Below are 15,112 nucleotides of genomic sequence, written 5' to 3'. Positions count from 1 at the left end.
ACTTCGACCGCTTTTGAAAAAGCTCTATCTTTGATAGGGCTTTTTCATTTTTGTTGCCTTGAAAGATCTTCTGAAGAGTTATATTCCGGTCGAGGCCCTCTCCTATTGCCAGGAATTGTTTCAGCACTATCCGTTCCATTTCCAGGTTACCCGCCCCCGGCGTACCAAGTTTGGTGATTTTCGGGTCTTTCCGGATGGTCAGGTTCGGATTACCGTCAATGCAGACCTGAATCCTTATGCCTTTCTGATCACCTTTATTCACGAAGTGGCCCATCTGGTCGTCCACCGAACGTACCGCCGGCGGCCACAGCCCCACGGTAAAGCCTGGCAAACGGCTTTCCAGAAGCTGATGCAACCCCTGCTGACCGAGCAGGTTTTTCCGGCGGCTGTGCTGTATCCGCTCCAGGCTTATATGCTGCGGCCGGCCGCTACCACCAGTGGCAGTCCGGCTCTGGTCCAGGCGCTTCGCCAATACGATTCGCAGCTACAGTCAGATCCGGTTAGTAATCAGGTAAGCTTGAAGGACTTATCGGAGGGCCAATCGTTTGTGTTTCGAAAAAAAATCTACGTTCGGGGTGCGTTACGCCGTACTCGCGTCGTTTGTAAAGAAGTAGATTCAGGAGTTTCTTACGCCATTCTGGCTCATGCCTGGGTAGATCGATGTGAATAAACGTATACCACAGTACCCCGGACCCAACCGCCGGGCGGTACAATACCGGGCTCTTTTTTATGGACTTCTTCTGGTTGTCGCTGCCGGTTTGGTACCCGCTCTGGCACAGCCGGCGTCGTCAGTACTGAAAACAGGAACCTGGGTGAAAATTGGCGTTACCAAAACGGGCGTGTACCGGCTGGATTACGCCACATTAACCAAACAGGCACCTACGTTGGCCAACGTTGACCCACGCCGGTTCAGGCTCTACGGCAACGGGGGCGCCCCATTGCCCCAGCCCAATGCCGCTGCCCGCCCGCAGGACCTTATAGAAAATGCGATTATGGTAACAGGGGAAGCCGATGGCCGCTTCGACCATTCTGATGCCATTCTCTTCTTTGGCCAGAGCCCCCATACGATTCGCTATGACTCAACGGCCCGTCGGCTGACCCACCTCATAAACCCGTATTCAGATACTACGTTTTATTTTCTGACAGCCGGTACTGAGGCAGGTATGCGGATCGAAAACCGGCCCGCTGGAGTCGCTACCAGCCAACCGGTCATTACGACCTTTACGGATTATATCTTTCGGGAAGAGGACCTGACCAACCGCATCCAGTCTGGTCGGGAGTGGTGGGGGGACTATTTCGGCGTCTATCCCTCCCAGGCGTTTACCTTTGATCTCAGCGGGTACCTTGCCAATACACCCCTTACGGTGGCTTCATCGGTGATGGCCGAAGCTACCGTTCCTACAAAATTCACGCTACGACAAGAGAATCAGCCAATCGGCACGCACGAAATTGGCGCCGTGACCGACTATCGGTACGATCGCAAAGGCATAGAGAGCCGGAAGGTCTTTACCTACACGCCCGCTGCGGTCGCCAACCCGCTGAAACTGACGCTGGATTATGACAAAGCGAATCAGAGTGGTGCTCAGGGTTACCTGAACTTTCTGGCAATTCAATTCCAGCGAGACATCCGACAATACCAGGAGCCGGTCTGGGTGCGCGGGCCTGCCGGCCGCTATGTAGCCAGGGGAGCCGGTAGTGGCCTCCGCATCTGGGATATTTCGGACCCATTCCGGATTGTTGCTCAAACCTACACGCTTACCGGGCAGGAAGCCGCCTGGTCAAGTACCAGCCGGACCGATAATGGATTCTATCTTTTTACGGAAAGCCAGCTAATAGAGCCAGCTTCTGTCAGGCCCATCCTAAACCAGAACCTTCGTGCGGAAGCTACGCCCGATTTGCTGATTGTAACACCGGCCACCTGGCAAAACGAAGCTGAGCGGCTGGCGACGTTCAGGCGCAATCACGATGGCTTAACGGTGCTGGTCGTCACTACGCAGCAGGTGTACAACGAATTTGCTTCCGGTCAGCCCGACGTGTCAGCAATACGGGACCTGGCCAGGTATCTGCATCAGAAGCAACCTGGCCAGCTTCGCTATCTGCTGTTGTTCGGCGATGCTACCTACGACTATCGAAACAAGAGCAAGATGCTCACACCAGCCGAACAGGCGAATACCATACCCGTTTACGAAAGCCGTGAATCGCTCAATCCGGTGCTGACATACTCCTCCGACGACTATTTCGGATTTCTCAAAGATACCGATGGCCAATGGGACGAAAACCCGGCAGGCGACCATCTCCTCGACATCGGTATTGGCCGACTACCGGTAAAATCAATAGCCGAAGCCAAAACGGTCGTTGATAAACTGATCAACTATAGCGCTAATCCAAGACTAACCGGTGACTGGCGCACCCACCTGATGTTTGTGGCCGACGACGGCGACGATAATATGCACCAGACTGACGCTGACCGGCTGTCCCGGCAGGTTGAAACACAGTACCCGGCTTTCCGGCCCGAGCGGATCTTTGTAGATGCCTTTCCGTTGGAGAAGACGACTACCGGCCAGAAAGCGCCCGGCGTTAATCAGGTAATTAATCGGGGCATGGAGGAAGGCCGGTTGATTATAAACTATGCCGGGCATGGCGGCATCTCAGGCTGGGCAGAAGAGCAGATACTGACCCTGCAGGATATCTTCTCCTGGCGCAACCAGCGGCTCCCGCTGCTGGTAACCGCCACCTGCGAATTTGGGCGGTACGACGACCCCAGCCGCAACTCGGGTGCCGAACTGGCTCTGGTGAGTAATGCAGCCGGCAGCATTGGTTTGCTGACAACCACCCGACCCGTATTTGCCAATACCAACTTCCTGCTTAACCAGGCTTTTTACGAGAGTGTATTCCGCATGACCCAGGGCGAGCTGCCACGCTTGGGCGACATCATGCGCGCCACTAAAAACAACAGCCTCAGCGGCAGCCTGAACCGGAACTTCGCTTTGCTGGGCGACCCATCTCTGCGCTTGGCATACCCGCAGGCTAACGTAACCCTGACGCACCTGAACGGGCAGGTGCTGTTACCAAGCCGCCCGGATACCCTCCGGGCGCTCCAGCCGGTTGAGCTGAAAGGCGAGATACGTGACCCGACCGGCAATCAGCTACTCAGCGATTTTACGGGTACGCTACGGCTGACGCTTTACGACAAACCCGCTACCCAGACCACACGCGGTAACAGCGGCCCCCGTATGAGCTATCCGGCCTACGACAGCCCGCTGTTTACGGGTCAGGTTAGTGTGGTGCAGGGCCGGTTTACGGTGCGGTTCAGACTGCCTAAGGCGCTTGACCAAACCTATGGCCTGGGTAAGGTACATACTTACGCCATCCGGGCCGATAGTTTGTTAGAGGCTACCGGCAGCTACAATGGCTTCAGCATTGGCGGCACTACCGCACCCGATAGTACAGATACGCAGCCGCCGGTAATTAAGCTGGCCATTGGCAGTCAGGTACTGAGCCAGGAGCCGTTGACGGTGGCCGGTCCTGACGTACTCCTGATCGGGCAGCTAAGTGATAACTGGGGCATCAATACGGCCCGTAGTACAAACCATAACCTTCTGTTGACGCTGAATGACCAGTTGCCCCTGATCGCCAATGAATACTATACGGCGCTGGCCCCAAACGGCCGGCAGGGCGAACTTCGGTATACCTTCCGGGGCCTGGAGCCGGGTACCTATACCGTTCAGGTAAAAGCCTCTGATATAAGCAATAATTCAGCAGGGGCCGCGTTGACGTTTATAGTTTCCGAAAAGCCAAAGCTGGCTTTTCAGGGAGTTCGTGCGTTTCCGAACCCATTCAGTACGCAGGTAACCATTGAGGCTACTCATAACCGTCCCGGTGAAACAATTGGCTGGTCATTAGCCATTTTTGACGTAACTGGCCGATTGCTGACGGAACAACAAGGTACTTGTGATCAATGCCCGTCGACTCTTCCGGGAATTGCCTGGGACGGGCACGGCAACAGCGGAGCAGCCTTACCCAATGGCCTGTATCTATACCGGTTGACCCTTCAGGCAGCGACCGACAAAACAGAAGCGGTAGAGAGCGGCCGGCTAATCATGATGAAATGATAATTCAAACCGAAGAATAATACAGTTTTTCAAATCCGGCGAATCCTTGTATTTTTGGCCTCGCAGGACGGCCAGGCGAGCGCCTAAGTCACTGTTATTTAAAGTAAAAACCTTCTATGAAGCGTATTTTTTCCCGTTGTTTTATCGGAGCAGGTTGTTTGCTGCCTCTCTTTGTATCAGCACAGGTAACAACGCCAAGTGGACAGCAGCTACGGGTTGTCAACTCTGCCGTCCCTTTTCTCAACTTCACGCCCGATGCGCGAAGCGGGGGTCTTGGCGAAGCTGGAGTAGCCCTGTCTCCCGATGCCAACGCTATTTTCTGGAATCCGGCCAAGCTGGTTTTCGCGCAGGAGAACGCCGGTGCAGCCGTTTCCTACACGCCCTGGCTGCGCGATCTGATTGGCGATATGTATTACACGTATCTGACTGCATACAAAAAAATAGGTAAAAATCAGGTTATCGGGGCTTCGCTGCTTTACTTTGACCTGGGAACCATTCAGTTTACAACCGCGCAGGGATTATCTGCCGGAAGCTTTAACTCCCGGGAATATGCCATAACCGCCAACTACTCCCGGCAGCTGTTCCGTAATTTCTCCATGGGGGTTAACCTCCGCTACCTCAACTCCAACCTGGCGGGATCTTACACCGTTGGTGGAACACCCATCAAACCGGGAGCCACGGCGGCCGTGGACATTAGCGCGTACTACCATGATCACGTACGGGACGAGGTTTCCGGCAAAGGGATTGGCTGGTCATACGGAGCCATGCTGTCTAACCTGGGCGGCCGAATTAACTACGGTAGCCAGGATCGCTATTTTATACCGACCAATCTGCGGCTGGGTGGTGCATTCACCTACTATGCCGATCAGGTAAACAAATTCAACTTCGTCCTCGACTTTAACAAACTGATGGTACCTACTCCTCCTGTGTATGGTACCCCGGTTAACGGACAGGCCCCTCCCATCTTACGGGGTAAAGATCCAAACCGGCCTTACCTGAGTGGTATCTTCGGTTCGTTTGCCGATGCGCCGGACGGGTTCGGCGAAGAAGTGAAAGAGGTTACCATCTCAACAGGCGTGGAGTACTGGTACAATGATTTATTCGCAGCCCGCGTCGGATTCTACAACGAAGCCAACGATAAAGGTGGTCGTAAATACCTGACCAGTGGTCTAGGCGTACGGCTTCAGGATCGCTATGGTATCGATTTTTCGTATCTGATGCCGGTAAAAGGAAACAGCCCCCTGGCAAACACTTTCCGGCTTACGCTGTTGATTAACTTCAACCAGGGAGTTGGTCGGGTAGATGAAGATTCCGACGAATAAATTTTACTGAGTTTTTTTATCAAAATGGCATTTCCTACGAGATGCCATTTTGTTTTTTAGCGCAACTTTAGATCCATGATAGTAGACAGAACGCAGGCACCGGCCTACCAGGCCATTCACGATATACGACTTCCGGCGGTAGAGACGCATACCTTAGACAATGGGCAGCCCCTCTACGTGATCTCCGTTGATCAGCAGCCCGTGCTACGGCTGGAGTGTAACTTCGAAGCGGGGTCGTGGTATGAAACGCAGCCTAACACCTCCTTTTTTGCACTGAAGATGTTGGCCGAAGGAACCGCCAGTCGCTCCTCCGCCGACATCAGCGAGTATTTTGACCGCTACGGCGCATTTCTGGAGCTGAACAGTGGCCACGACCGGGCTAGTCTGGTGGTATATTGTTTAACCAAACATCTGCCGGCTATTCTGCCTATGGTCCGGGAGATGCTGACCGAACCGACCTTTCCTGAGAAGGAGTTTAATGATTTGCGGAATATTACGGTGCAGAACCTGCGGGTAAATCTGGAGAAGAACAGTTATCTGGCCGGTGTTCTCTTTCGGGAGCAGGTATTCGGCAGCACACACCCCTATGGCCGCAGCCAGGAGCTTACCGACATCGAAGGTCTGGCAATAGAGCCTGTTATTTATTTTTATAAAAGAACCATCCGGCACCGGCCATTCCGTATTCTGCTCGCCGGGCAGGCCGGTATTCCGGAAATATCCCTGGTCAATGAGATTTTAGGCCAACTCCCAATTGAGCCGGCAGGTACACCGGCCGTACTGGTTTCTGCCGGGGATAGTCTTAACCAGTCTACGTTTCTCGATAAACCGGCCAGTGTTCAGTCCTCGATCCGGCTGGGCCGGAAGCTGTTTACCCGGCAGCATCCGGATTACTACAATATGCTGGTAACCAATGAGGTACTGGGCGGCTATTTTGGATCGCGACTGATGAAAAACATCCGGGAAGAAAAAGGCCTTACCTACGGAATCTGGTCAAGTGTTGCGGCTTTCCGCCATGAAGGGTACTTTCTGATCGGTACAGATGTGAAGAAAGAGTTCACCCAGCTTACGCTGGACGAGATCTGGAAAGAGATTCGGATGCTGGCCACTGAACCCGTACCCGCCGATGAGCTGGAAACGGTGAAAAACTACATGGCCGGCGAGTTTGTGGGGTCTCTGAATACACCCTTCGAAATTGCCGATCGCTTCAAAATAGTTCTGTACGACAACCTGCCTGCCGACTTCCTTAACCACCACATTGCCAACCTTCGGGCAGTCACCCCAACCAATATTCAGGAGACCGTTAACCGTTACTTACTAGCCGAAAACCTGATTGAAGTGGTCGTCGGCGGGAAACAAAACTCTACTAACTAGGTTGGATATTAATATGTTTTTAAAGTAAGTCAGGAACCGATTTAGCGAAATAAATGTACCTTTGAGGTCACATTAACGTAATAAACAAGACGAAATTTTGTCTGGCGCTGACTTTCAGGCGTTTCTTAACCAGTTGCTCAATTCCTTGTTATGAACGTACTCCTCATTATTGCCACTACAATCCTGGCGTATCTCCTCGGTTCTATTCCATCGGCGGTGTGGTATAGTCAGGCTTTTTTCAGTATCGACATTCGGAAGCACGGCAGCGGTAACGCCGGTGCCACCAATACCTTCCGGGTGTTGGGTAAACGAGCCGGTACGGTGGTAATGCTGGTCGACGTTCTAAAAGGTTACACGGCCACGATTCTGGCTACGCTGTTATGGTACTTTAATTTTATACCAGAAAACGAAATTCTTACCTGGAAACTGGCATTTGGTATAGTAGCTGTTCTTGGTCACTTATATCCGATCTTTGCTGGATTTAAAGGCGGTAAGGGCGTAGCTACCTTGCTGGGCATGGTGCTGGCTATTCATCCAGAACTGGCAGCCGTTTGTATCGGTATCTTTCTCCTGGTGGTTATAGCCTCCCAATATGTGTCACTGGGGTCTATTATGGCCGCTTTAGCCTTTCCGGTGCTGCTGCTGCTGCGTATTTTTGGGGAGAACGAGAGCCCGCTGCTGATCATCTTCGGTTTTGTCATGTTTCTGATTGTGGTGTTAACTCATCAGAAAAATATTGGCCGGTTGCTTCGGGGAGAAGAGAACCGCACAGTTCTAATTCGCCTGCGCCGGAAACGCGCTTAGTAACTTTCCGATATTTACCTCCTTCAGACGCCCCCGAGTAGCACATAAGTGCGTAACTTGGGGGCGTTTTTACGTTTCTACTGAAACAAACGCCGGTCGGCTGGCTAACTCAGTCTTCACACGGCACCGCTCCGGCGGTGCCAAGGCCGCCTGGTACAAACCTCATATCAACATGATAAAAGCCTATCTGGAGGAGAATAAAGACCGCTTCCTGAATGAACTCTTCGACCTGATCCGGATTCCATCGGTATCGGCCGATCCAAAGCATAAAGATGATATGCGCAGGGCAGCTGCCTTTGTTAAAGACAAGCTGCTGGCTGCCGGCCTGGATGCTGCCGAGGTCATTGATACCGCTGGCCACCCCGTGGTGTTCGGGGAAAAAATAATAGATTCGGCCAAACCAACGGTGCTGGTGTATGGTCATTACGATGTTCAGCCCGCCGACCCGTTTGAATTGTGGCATACGCCCCCGTTTGAGCCCACCATCCGCAACGAGCGCATCTACGCCCGTGGTGCCTGCGACGATAAAGGTCAGTTTTACATGCACGTAAAAGCCATCGAAGGCATGATTGCCGGAGGGAACCTGCCCTGTAACGTTAAGGTGATGATCGAGGGTGAAGAAGAAGTTGGCTCCGAACACCTCGGCACCTTTGTGGCCGAGAACCGCGACCGTCTGAAGGCTGACGTTATCCTGATTTCCGACACAAGCATTATCAATAACGATACCCCGTCTATCGAAAGCGGCCTGCGCGGCTTATCCTATGTAGAGGTAGAGGTGACCGGCCCCAACCGGGATTTGCACTCCGGCGTGTATGGCGGTGGTGTAGAGAACCCAATTAACGTGCTGTGCCGGATGATTGCCTCCCTGAAAGATGAGCAGGGTCGTATCACCATTCCCGGCTTTTACGACAAGGTTGCGGAGCTAAGTACCGACGAACGGACCGAGCTGGCCAAGGCACCGTTTGACGAAGCCGAATACATACATGACTTGGGGCTAAACGCTGTGGCTGGCGAAGCGGGTTACTCTACGCCGGAGCGTACCTCCATCCGCCCGACGCTCGACGTAAACGGCATTTGGGGCGGCTACACCGGCGAAGGTGCCAAAACGGTACTGCCGGCCAAAGCACACGCCAAGATCAGCATGCGCCTGGTGCCGAACCAGGACCCGGATGAGATCACCGAGCTGTTCAGCCGCCACTTCCAGGCTATTGCTCCGTCTACCGTAACGGTTAAGGTAATGCCGCACCATGGCGGTTTACCCTACGTGACCCCAACGGATTCTGTGGAATTTGAAGCCGCCAGCAAAGCCTTTGAAGAGGCTTGGGGTAAAAAACCCATTCCGACCCGCGGAGGAGGCAGTATCCCCATCGTCGCCTTGTTTGAGCAGGAACTGGGTATCAAAAGCATCCTGATGGGGTTTGGCTTAGACGCCGATGCCTTACACTCACCCAACGAAAGCTACGGCTTGTTTAACTTTTTTAAGGGTATTGAAACGATCCCCTATTTTTATAAACATTACGCTGAATTGAAGAAGTGATTTTGTACCACGGCTGTCGGGGCCGGCCGCGTCGGTGTACCGATGTCTGCCGGCCCCGACAGCCGTGGTACCATTTTCTATGAAACTGCTCTTTCTATTTGCTTTCGCCTTATTAGTAACGACCCAGGCTCTGGCTCAATTTGCCGATTCTACGGCTCCGGCCGAGGTATATCCCCGGAGTGAGTTTCTGCCCCGTGGCCATTTGTTCGAGCCGCTCATTCTGGACCCGCTGGAGGCTCAGACTTATGTGAGTATTTTGCCCGCTTACAACACCGAAGGCAAAGCGTATCCCGGCGCTATTGTGCCGTTTGCGTTTGGGTTTGCCAAGCCCTTCTGGCGCCGGACTACAGCCCCCGGCCGGGCTACCGAGTTTGTCATTGATGTTGCATCCTTCACACAATTTGAAGTATACCAAGACGCGGTGCAGAAGAAACAGCGTCGTCAGTTGATGAATACAGACTACAAAGTCAGCTTTATACTAAACCTCCAGCGTGGATCGAATAGCTGGCGTTTCCGGCTTTATCACCTCTCATCGCATCTGGGCGACGATTACCTGATTCGGAACCAAATCAACTATTATACGCCCAACTCTGTAAATTATGAGGTTGTCGATGTAACCTTTAGCCGTGAAATCAATGGGTTGCGTCCCTATGCCGGTTTAGGTATCGGCCTGCGAAAGCCTACAGAGCGCAAGCGGCTGAGTGCCCAGGCCGGTTTTTTTTACCGGCAGCCCAACAACAGGCTGATTCGATTGGTGGGCGGTATGGATGTTAAGTTCTGGGAGCAAACCAGCTTCCGGCCGGGCATCAAAGCCGGCGCAGGGTTCGAAATTGGCCGGCGCTCCGCATCGCTTACCTTTCTTGCTGAATTGTACAGTGGTTTCCGCCCCTACAGCCAGTATGAAGATCAGCGCGTACAATGGCTCGGCTTCGGCGCTTACTTAAACCCTCTTTAACAGAGACTTATTCCCATGGAATTATCAGCCCTCACCGCCATTTCGCCCATCGACGGCCGCTATCGCCGGCAAGTCACCGCACTGGCCCCGTATTTTTCTGAATTCGGCCTGATCCGCTACCGGGTTCGCATCGAAATCGAGTATTTCATTGCACTTTGTGAATGGCCGGTGCCTCAGCTGAAAACGGTAGATTCTACACTGTTTCCGGTACTACGTGGCTTATACGAAACCTTTACAGAAACAGACGCCCTGCGTATCAAAGAGATTGAAGCGGTTACCAACCACGATGTAAAGGCGGTTGAGTACTTTATCAAGGAAAAGCTGAAGGGGCAGCTGGACGAACAGTATCTGGAATTTATCCATTTCGGTCTTACCTCCCAGGATGTAAACAATACGGCCATTCCTCTGCTGTTGGATGATGCACTCAAAAACGAAATAATACCGCTCTATCAAAAAACCATACAACGCCTGGGCGAATTAGCTGCCCAGTGGGAGGCCACTCCGATGCTGGCCCGCACCCACGGCCAACCCGCTTCGCCAACGCGTTTAGGCAAAGAGCTGATGGTGTTTTGTGAGCGCCTGGAGAAACAGTTGAATCTGTTGGCTCCTATTCCTACCAGTGCCAAATTTGGTGGAGCTACCGGAAACTTTAACGCACACCGCGTGGCGTACCCAGGCATTGACTGGAAACAATTTGGGGACAAATTTGTCGAGAGCCAGGGGATGGTCCGCAGCCAGTTTACCACCCAGATTGAGCATTATGATATGCTGGCAGCCTTGCTTGACACCATCAAGCGGCTTAATACGATCCTGATAGACCTTGACAGAGACATGTGGACCTACGTGTCTATGAATTACTTCAAGCAGAAGATCAAAGCCAATGAAGTAGGCTCCTCTGCCATGCCGCATAAGGTAAATCCCATCGATTTTGAGAATTCGGAAGGAAACCTCGGCATGGCAAATGCGCTTTGTGAACACCTGTCTGCCAAACTACCTATTTCGCGGCTGCAGCGCGACCTGACGGACTCCACCGTTCTACGCAACATAGGCGTTCCCTTTGCTCATTCAGTGATTGCGTTGAAGGCCTTGTTGAAAGGTCTCGACAAACTGGAGCTAAACGAAGCTGCCATTCGGGCTGATCTGGAAGAAAACTGGGCTGTAGTGGCTGAAGGCATTCAAACCATTCTCCGGCGCGAAGGCTATCCGCAGCCGTACGAAGCACTGAAAGCCCTTACCCGTACTAACAGTAAAATTACGGCAGATACCATTAGCCAGTTTATAGATGGACTGGACGTATCTGACGCGGTTAAGGATGAGTTGCGGGGGGTAACACCGTTTAGTTATACGGGGATGTAGTACAACGGAATACGATTCCGTTGTACAGGACTACCCCTTCGACAACTCAGTAGCCCGCACCTGCGCGGCTTTAATGCCGGCAATAAGGGTATCGGCCAGGGCACCGGCTTCAAACTGGCGGAGGGCTGCTTCGGTGGTGCCGCCTTTGGAGGCTACGGCTTTGATGAGGTCATCAAGGCTCTTGTCGGCGGTGTTGATCAGGTGGTAAGCCCCCAGCATGGTCTGCTTGACCAGCAGGGCAGCCACGGCATCGTCAAAGCCCATTTGCTTACCGGCTTCCACCATTGCCTTCACCACATAATAGAAGTAAGCCGGACCGCTGCCGCTTAGCGCCGTTACGGCATCGAGCATGCTTTCGTCTTCGAGAAAAATAGAGCGGCCAGTCGCATTGATGAGGTTTTCGACTTTGCGGAGATTATTCAGGTCAACTTCTTTAGCCGCGGTAAAACCCGTAATTCCCATACCAAGCATGGCGGGCGTATTGGGCATAGCCCGGATGACCAGCGGGTGGTTCAGCTTCTCCTGAATCTGGGCAATCGGAATCCCCGCCATGATGGACAGCACCACCTGCTCCGGCCGGATTACCTCGCGCAGGGCCTCGTGCAGGCCGGCAAAATCCTGCGGTTTCACCGATAAGATAATCAGGTCGTAGTCGGATACCCGAGGACTAATGGTATCCACGACAACGCCGGTCTTTTCGGCCTTCAGCGCTTCGCAGCGGCTGGTGCTTTTCTCAATGAGCAGGAGGTCGTCTTTTTTAACAAGGTCGTACTGCAGAAATGATTTGGCGAACGCCATTCCCATGTTTCCGCAACCGGCAATCGCAATTTTCATGGTATTTCAGTGAGTAGCTGGTTAAAACGAATCTGGTAAAGGCCACAAACTTCCGAATAAAACAGCAACAAAAAACCCAACCGCCCATTTTTTGGGACCAGTTGGGTTTTTTGTTGAGCAAGAAAGTGGCCTGTTTACTTAAGCACTTCTTCCAATTTCTTCTCCAGCGCTTCACCTCGCAGGTTTTTCGCAATGATTTTCCCCTCTTTATCGAGCAGGAAGGTAGCAGGAATAGCGTTGACACCGTATTTCTGGGCAGCTGCCGATTGCCAGAACTTCAGGTCTGATACGTGCGTCCAGGACAAACCGTCTTTCTCAATGGCTTTTACCCACTCATCTTTGCCCCGATCAAGCGAAACGCCATAGATGGCAAAACCCTTATCTTTAAACTTATTGTACATTCTCACCACGTTCGGGTTCTCCATCCGGCAGGGACCACACCAGGAAGCCCAGAAATCAATCAGCACGTATTTGCCGCGGAGCGACGACAGGCTCACCGGCTTACCGGCGGGGTCGTTTAACTCGATATCCGGTGCCAACGAGCCGACCATTACCCCCCGAATACGGGCTATGTTGCCAATAAAGGCTTTTGCCTGTGGACTGTTGGGATTCTCCCGCTCAAAACGGGTTGCCAGTGAGTCGAGTGTAGGGAAGTCATTATCGACGTTCAGAAAGTTAGTAGCAAACAGAGCAGCCAGAGAGGTACCCATTTCAGGCAGCATCGACTTCACTTTGCTCACCATCTGTTTCTCAGCGGCTTCATAATCCTGCTGGATCTTCTGCATCTTCTTCTGGTCCTTCTTCTCGTTAGCTTCCGCATACTGCTTGTTCCACTCAGCGACGCGGCTATCCATATTCGACTTCAGGTCCATTAATTGCTGATAATGAGTCATATTTTTTGACCCTGTCACAGTTAGGTTACCCTTTTGACCCGTTTTCGGGTCCACCTGGTAGCCATCCGCCGTAACATTGAGGGTTTCCCCTCCCTCCAGCAGCAACACCGTCCGTTGGGCATTGGCGATGTTCAGCAGATAAACTCCACCACCATCGGCTAAGCGGTTTGTTTTAAAAGAAAACGAATTGTTGTTATCTAATCGGGTCGAATCGAGCCGCACGGGGGGTTGTCCGTTAGCTTCCAGGTACACCATGCTACCGGGACTGGCGCTTTTCACTTTCCCGGTGATGGTAACTTCTTTCTGCGCAACGGCAGAAAAGCCGACAGCCAGTAGCAGGGCTGTTTGGGCGAGTAGATTTCTCATATTTATGATTGCGCTAGACTCTGAATAATCAACTGATTAACCAGCCTGGGGTCGGCCGAGCCCTTGGACTTCTTCATAACTTCGCCCACAAATAGACCCAGCAAGTTTTTCTTGCCTTTTTTGTATTGCTGAACTTTGTCGGGCCAGGCAGCCAACACCTCTTCTACCAACGTTTGCAGGGCATCGGTATTGCGGTTCTGGATAAGATTGTGTGCCTGAGCAAGCTCCGCAGGTGTTTGTCCCGGCTGCTCGGTCATTAATGTAAATATTCGTTGCGCTGCGGTCTGGCTTACGGTTCCTTCATCAATCAGCTGAATCAGGGAGGCCAGGGCGGTGGCGGTCACCGGAAACTGACGGTCCCGCAACGTCTTTTCGTTCAACTGTGCCTTTACCGCTCCCATAATCCAATTTGATGCCGCTTTATAGTTCTGGGTATACTGGCAGACATCTTCAAAATACGCTGCCAGTTCTTTAGCATCGGTCAACAGCGCCGAATCATACTCCGGCAGGCCATACTGGCTAACAAACTTCTGGTACAACTCCTGAGGTAATGCCGGCATTCCAGCCTGAATACGTGCCAGCCATTCATCCGATATAACAACCGGACACAGATCAGGGTCGGGAAAGTAGCGGTAGTCATTCATCGTTTCTTTCTCACGCATACCGTACGTACGACCGGCACTGGCGTCAAACGTCCGCGTTTCCTGAATAATGCGCCCGCCCGTTTCGGTAAGCTCAACCTGACGCCGGAATTCTACCTCCACGGCCCGCTGCACATTTCGGATTGAGTTGAGGTTTTTAACTTCAACCTTCGTACCTAACTCCGTAACGCCTTTCGGCCTGATGGATATATTAACATCACAACGCAGGGAGCCTTCTTCCATATTACCGTCGCAGATATCGAGGTAGCGTACCAGTCGGCGAACTTCGGTCAGGTAGGCCCCGGCTTCTTCGGCGGTACGGATGCACGGGTCCGTCACCATTTCAATCAGGGGTGTGCCGGCACGGTTGTAGTCCAGACAGGTGGCCCAGTCATCGGCATCGTGAATGGATTTTCCGGCGTCTTCTTCCAGGTGAATATGGTGAATCTGGATGGTTGTTTCGTAAGGTTCACCGGTAACAGGATCTTTAACTTTTACCGGAATACCACCTCCCACGCAAATTGGTCCTTTGTCCTGTGAGAGCTGATAACCTTTCGGCAGGTCAGGGTAAAAGTAATTCTTACGGGCGAAAACGTTATAGCGGGTAATCGCGCAGCCACAGGCCAAGCCCATCCGAATGGCAAACTCAACGGCCTGACGATTTATTTTGGGTAATGTACCAGGATGTGCGAGGGTGATAACGCTGATATTGGTATTAGGCTCGTGGCCAAACACATTTGCATCGGCCGCGAAGATCTTACTATGGGTAAGTAACTGACAGTGTACCTCTAACCCGATAACGGCCTCATATTTCGCCAGGGTGTCCGGCGACAGTATGGCGTCTGCAACCATGCCAACAGTTGGTTTACTGAAAATACGTGATTTTCAACAAAGATAACCGAAAGCAGGGGAAAAACTGCC

The 15,112-nt window shown here is 52.5% G+C and carries 11 protein-coding genes; 8 read left to right on the top strand and 3 right to left on the bottom strand.

From position 1 onward, the window contains the following. Nucleotides 1-58 precede the first annotated feature (58 nt). The 8 genes from ABD949_RS21385 (at nt 59) to purB (ending at nt 11,457) form a co-directional block, all read left to right on the top strand. Nucleotides 59-670, top strand: coding sequence for a SprT-like domain-containing protein (locus ABD949_RS21385; RefSeq protein WP_345246835.1), 612 nt, complete (start codon nt 59-61; stop codon nt 668-670). Further along, nucleotides 663-4,112 carry a type IX secretion system sortase PorU gene (gene porU / locus ABD949_RS21380; RefSeq protein ID WP_345246833.1) on the top strand — a complete coding sequence of 1,150 codons (3,450 nt, stop codon included), beginning with the start codon at nt 663-665 and terminating at the stop codon, nt 4,110-4,112. The genes ABD949_RS21385 and porU overlap by 8 nt, the downstream gene beginning before the upstream one ends. Nucleotides 4,113-4,228: 116 nt before the next feature. Then, nucleotides 4,229-5,434, top strand: coding sequence for a type IX secretion system outer membrane channel protein PorV (gene porV / locus ABD949_RS21375; RefSeq protein WP_345246831.1), 1,206 nt, complete (start codon nt 4,229-4,231; stop codon nt 5,432-5,434). 75 nt (nt 5,435-5,509) lie between these two features. Further along, entirely contained in the window at nt 5,510-6,805 is a 1,296-nt protein-coding gene (locus tag ABD949_RS21370; protein ID WP_345246829.1) for a M16 family metallopeptidase, read from the top strand. 150 nt (nt 6,806-6,955) lie between these two features. Continuing rightward, on the top strand, nt 6,956-7,609 hold the full coding sequence (plsY, locus tag ABD949_RS21365) for a glycerol-3-phosphate 1-O-acyltransferase PlsY (RefSeq protein WP_345246827.1): 654 nt from the start codon (nt 6,956-6,958) through the stop codon (nt 7,607-7,609). Between the two features lie 172 nt (nt 7,610-7,781). Next, complete coding sequence (locus ABD949_RS21360) at nt 7,782-9,146, top strand: dipeptidase (RefSeq protein ID WP_425576787.1); 1,365 nt, start codon at nt 7,782-7,784, stop codon at nt 9,144-9,146. 79 nt (nt 9,147-9,225) lie between these two features. Further along, the gene (locus tag ABD949_RS21355; protein ID WP_345246825.1) at nt 9,226-10,101 is read left to right on the top strand and encodes a DUF1207 domain-containing protein; all 876 of its coding nucleotides are present in this window, start codon (nt 9,226-9,228) and stop codon (nt 10,099-10,101) included. A 15-nt stretch (nt 10,102-10,116) separates the two neighbouring features. Further along, on the top strand, nt 10,117-11,457 hold the full coding sequence (gene purB, locus ABD949_RS21350; RefSeq protein WP_345246823.1) for an adenylosuccinate lyase: 1,341 nt from the start codon (nt 10,117-10,119) through the stop codon (nt 11,455-11,457). A gap of 30 nt (nt 11,458-11,487) precedes the next feature. Here the strand turns inward: purB and proC are convergent, their stop codons facing one another. The 3 genes from proC to gatB all read right to left on the bottom strand — a co-directional run bounded on the left by proC (nt 11,488) and on the right by gatB (nt 15,043). Continuing rightward, a complete protein-coding gene (proC, locus tag ABD949_RS21345; protein WP_345246821.1) occupies nt 11,488-12,291 on the bottom strand; it encodes a pyrroline-5-carboxylate reductase in 804 nt (267 codons plus the stop codon). 134 nt (nt 12,292-12,425) lie between these two features. Continuing rightward, a complete protein-coding gene (locus ABD949_RS21340; protein ID WP_345246819.1) occupies nt 12,426-13,550 on the bottom strand; it encodes a redoxin domain-containing protein in 1,125 nt (374 codons plus the stop codon). Nucleotides 13,551-13,552: 2 nt separating this feature from the next. Then, entirely contained in the window at nt 13,553-15,043 is a 1,491-nt protein-coding gene (gene gatB / locus ABD949_RS21335; protein WP_345246817.1) for an Asp-tRNA(Asn)/Glu-tRNA(Gln) amidotransferase subunit GatB, read from the bottom strand. Nucleotides 15,044-15,112: the final 69 nt, after the last annotated feature.

This window comes from Nibrella saemangeumensis (assembly GCF_039541915.1).
GTDB classification, from domain to species: Bacteria; Bacteroidota; Bacteroidia; order Cytophagales; family Spirosomataceae; genus Nibrella; species Nibrella saemangeumensis.
The sequence above is the reverse complement of the archived record's forward strand: the minus strand, read 5'-3'. Positions and strand labels throughout refer to the sequence as shown.

What these genes read in the sequence shown, in the direction of transcription:
- porV (WP_345246831.1), top strand. Translation starts at nt 4,229, where the DNA reads ATGAAGCGTATTTTTTCCCGTTGTTTTATCGGAGCAGGTTGTTTGCTG.
- ABD949_RS21370 (WP_345246829.1), top strand. Translation starts at nt 5,510, where the DNA reads ATGATAGTAGACAGAACGCAGGCACCGGCCTACCAGGCCATTCACGAT.
- plsY (WP_345246827.1), top strand. Translation starts at nt 6,956, where the DNA reads ATGAACGTACTCCTCATTATTGCCACTACAATCCTGGCGTATCTCCTC.
- ABD949_RS21360 (WP_425576787.1), top strand. Translation starts at nt 7,782, where the DNA reads ATGATAAAAGCCTATCTGGAGGAGAATAAAGACCGCTTCCTGAATGAA.
- ABD949_RS21355 (WP_345246825.1), top strand. Translation starts at nt 9,226, where the DNA reads ATGAAACTGCTCTTTCTATTTGCTTTCGCCTTATTAGTAACGACCCAG.
- purB (WP_345246823.1), top strand. Translation starts at nt 10,117, where the DNA reads ATGGAATTATCAGCCCTCACCGCCATTTCGCCCATCGACGGCCGCTAT.
- proC (WP_345246821.1), bottom strand. Translation starts at nt 12,291, where the DNA reads ATGAAAATTGCGATTGCCGGTTGCGGAAACATGGGAATGGCGTTCGCC.
- ABD949_RS21340 (WP_345246819.1), bottom strand. Translation starts at nt 13,550, where the DNA reads ATGAGAAATCTACTCGCCCAAACAGCCCTGCTACTGGCTGTCGGCTTT.
- gatB (WP_345246817.1), bottom strand. Translation starts at nt 15,043, where the DNA reads ATGGTTGCAGACGCCATACTGTCGCCGGACACCCTGGCGAAATATGAG.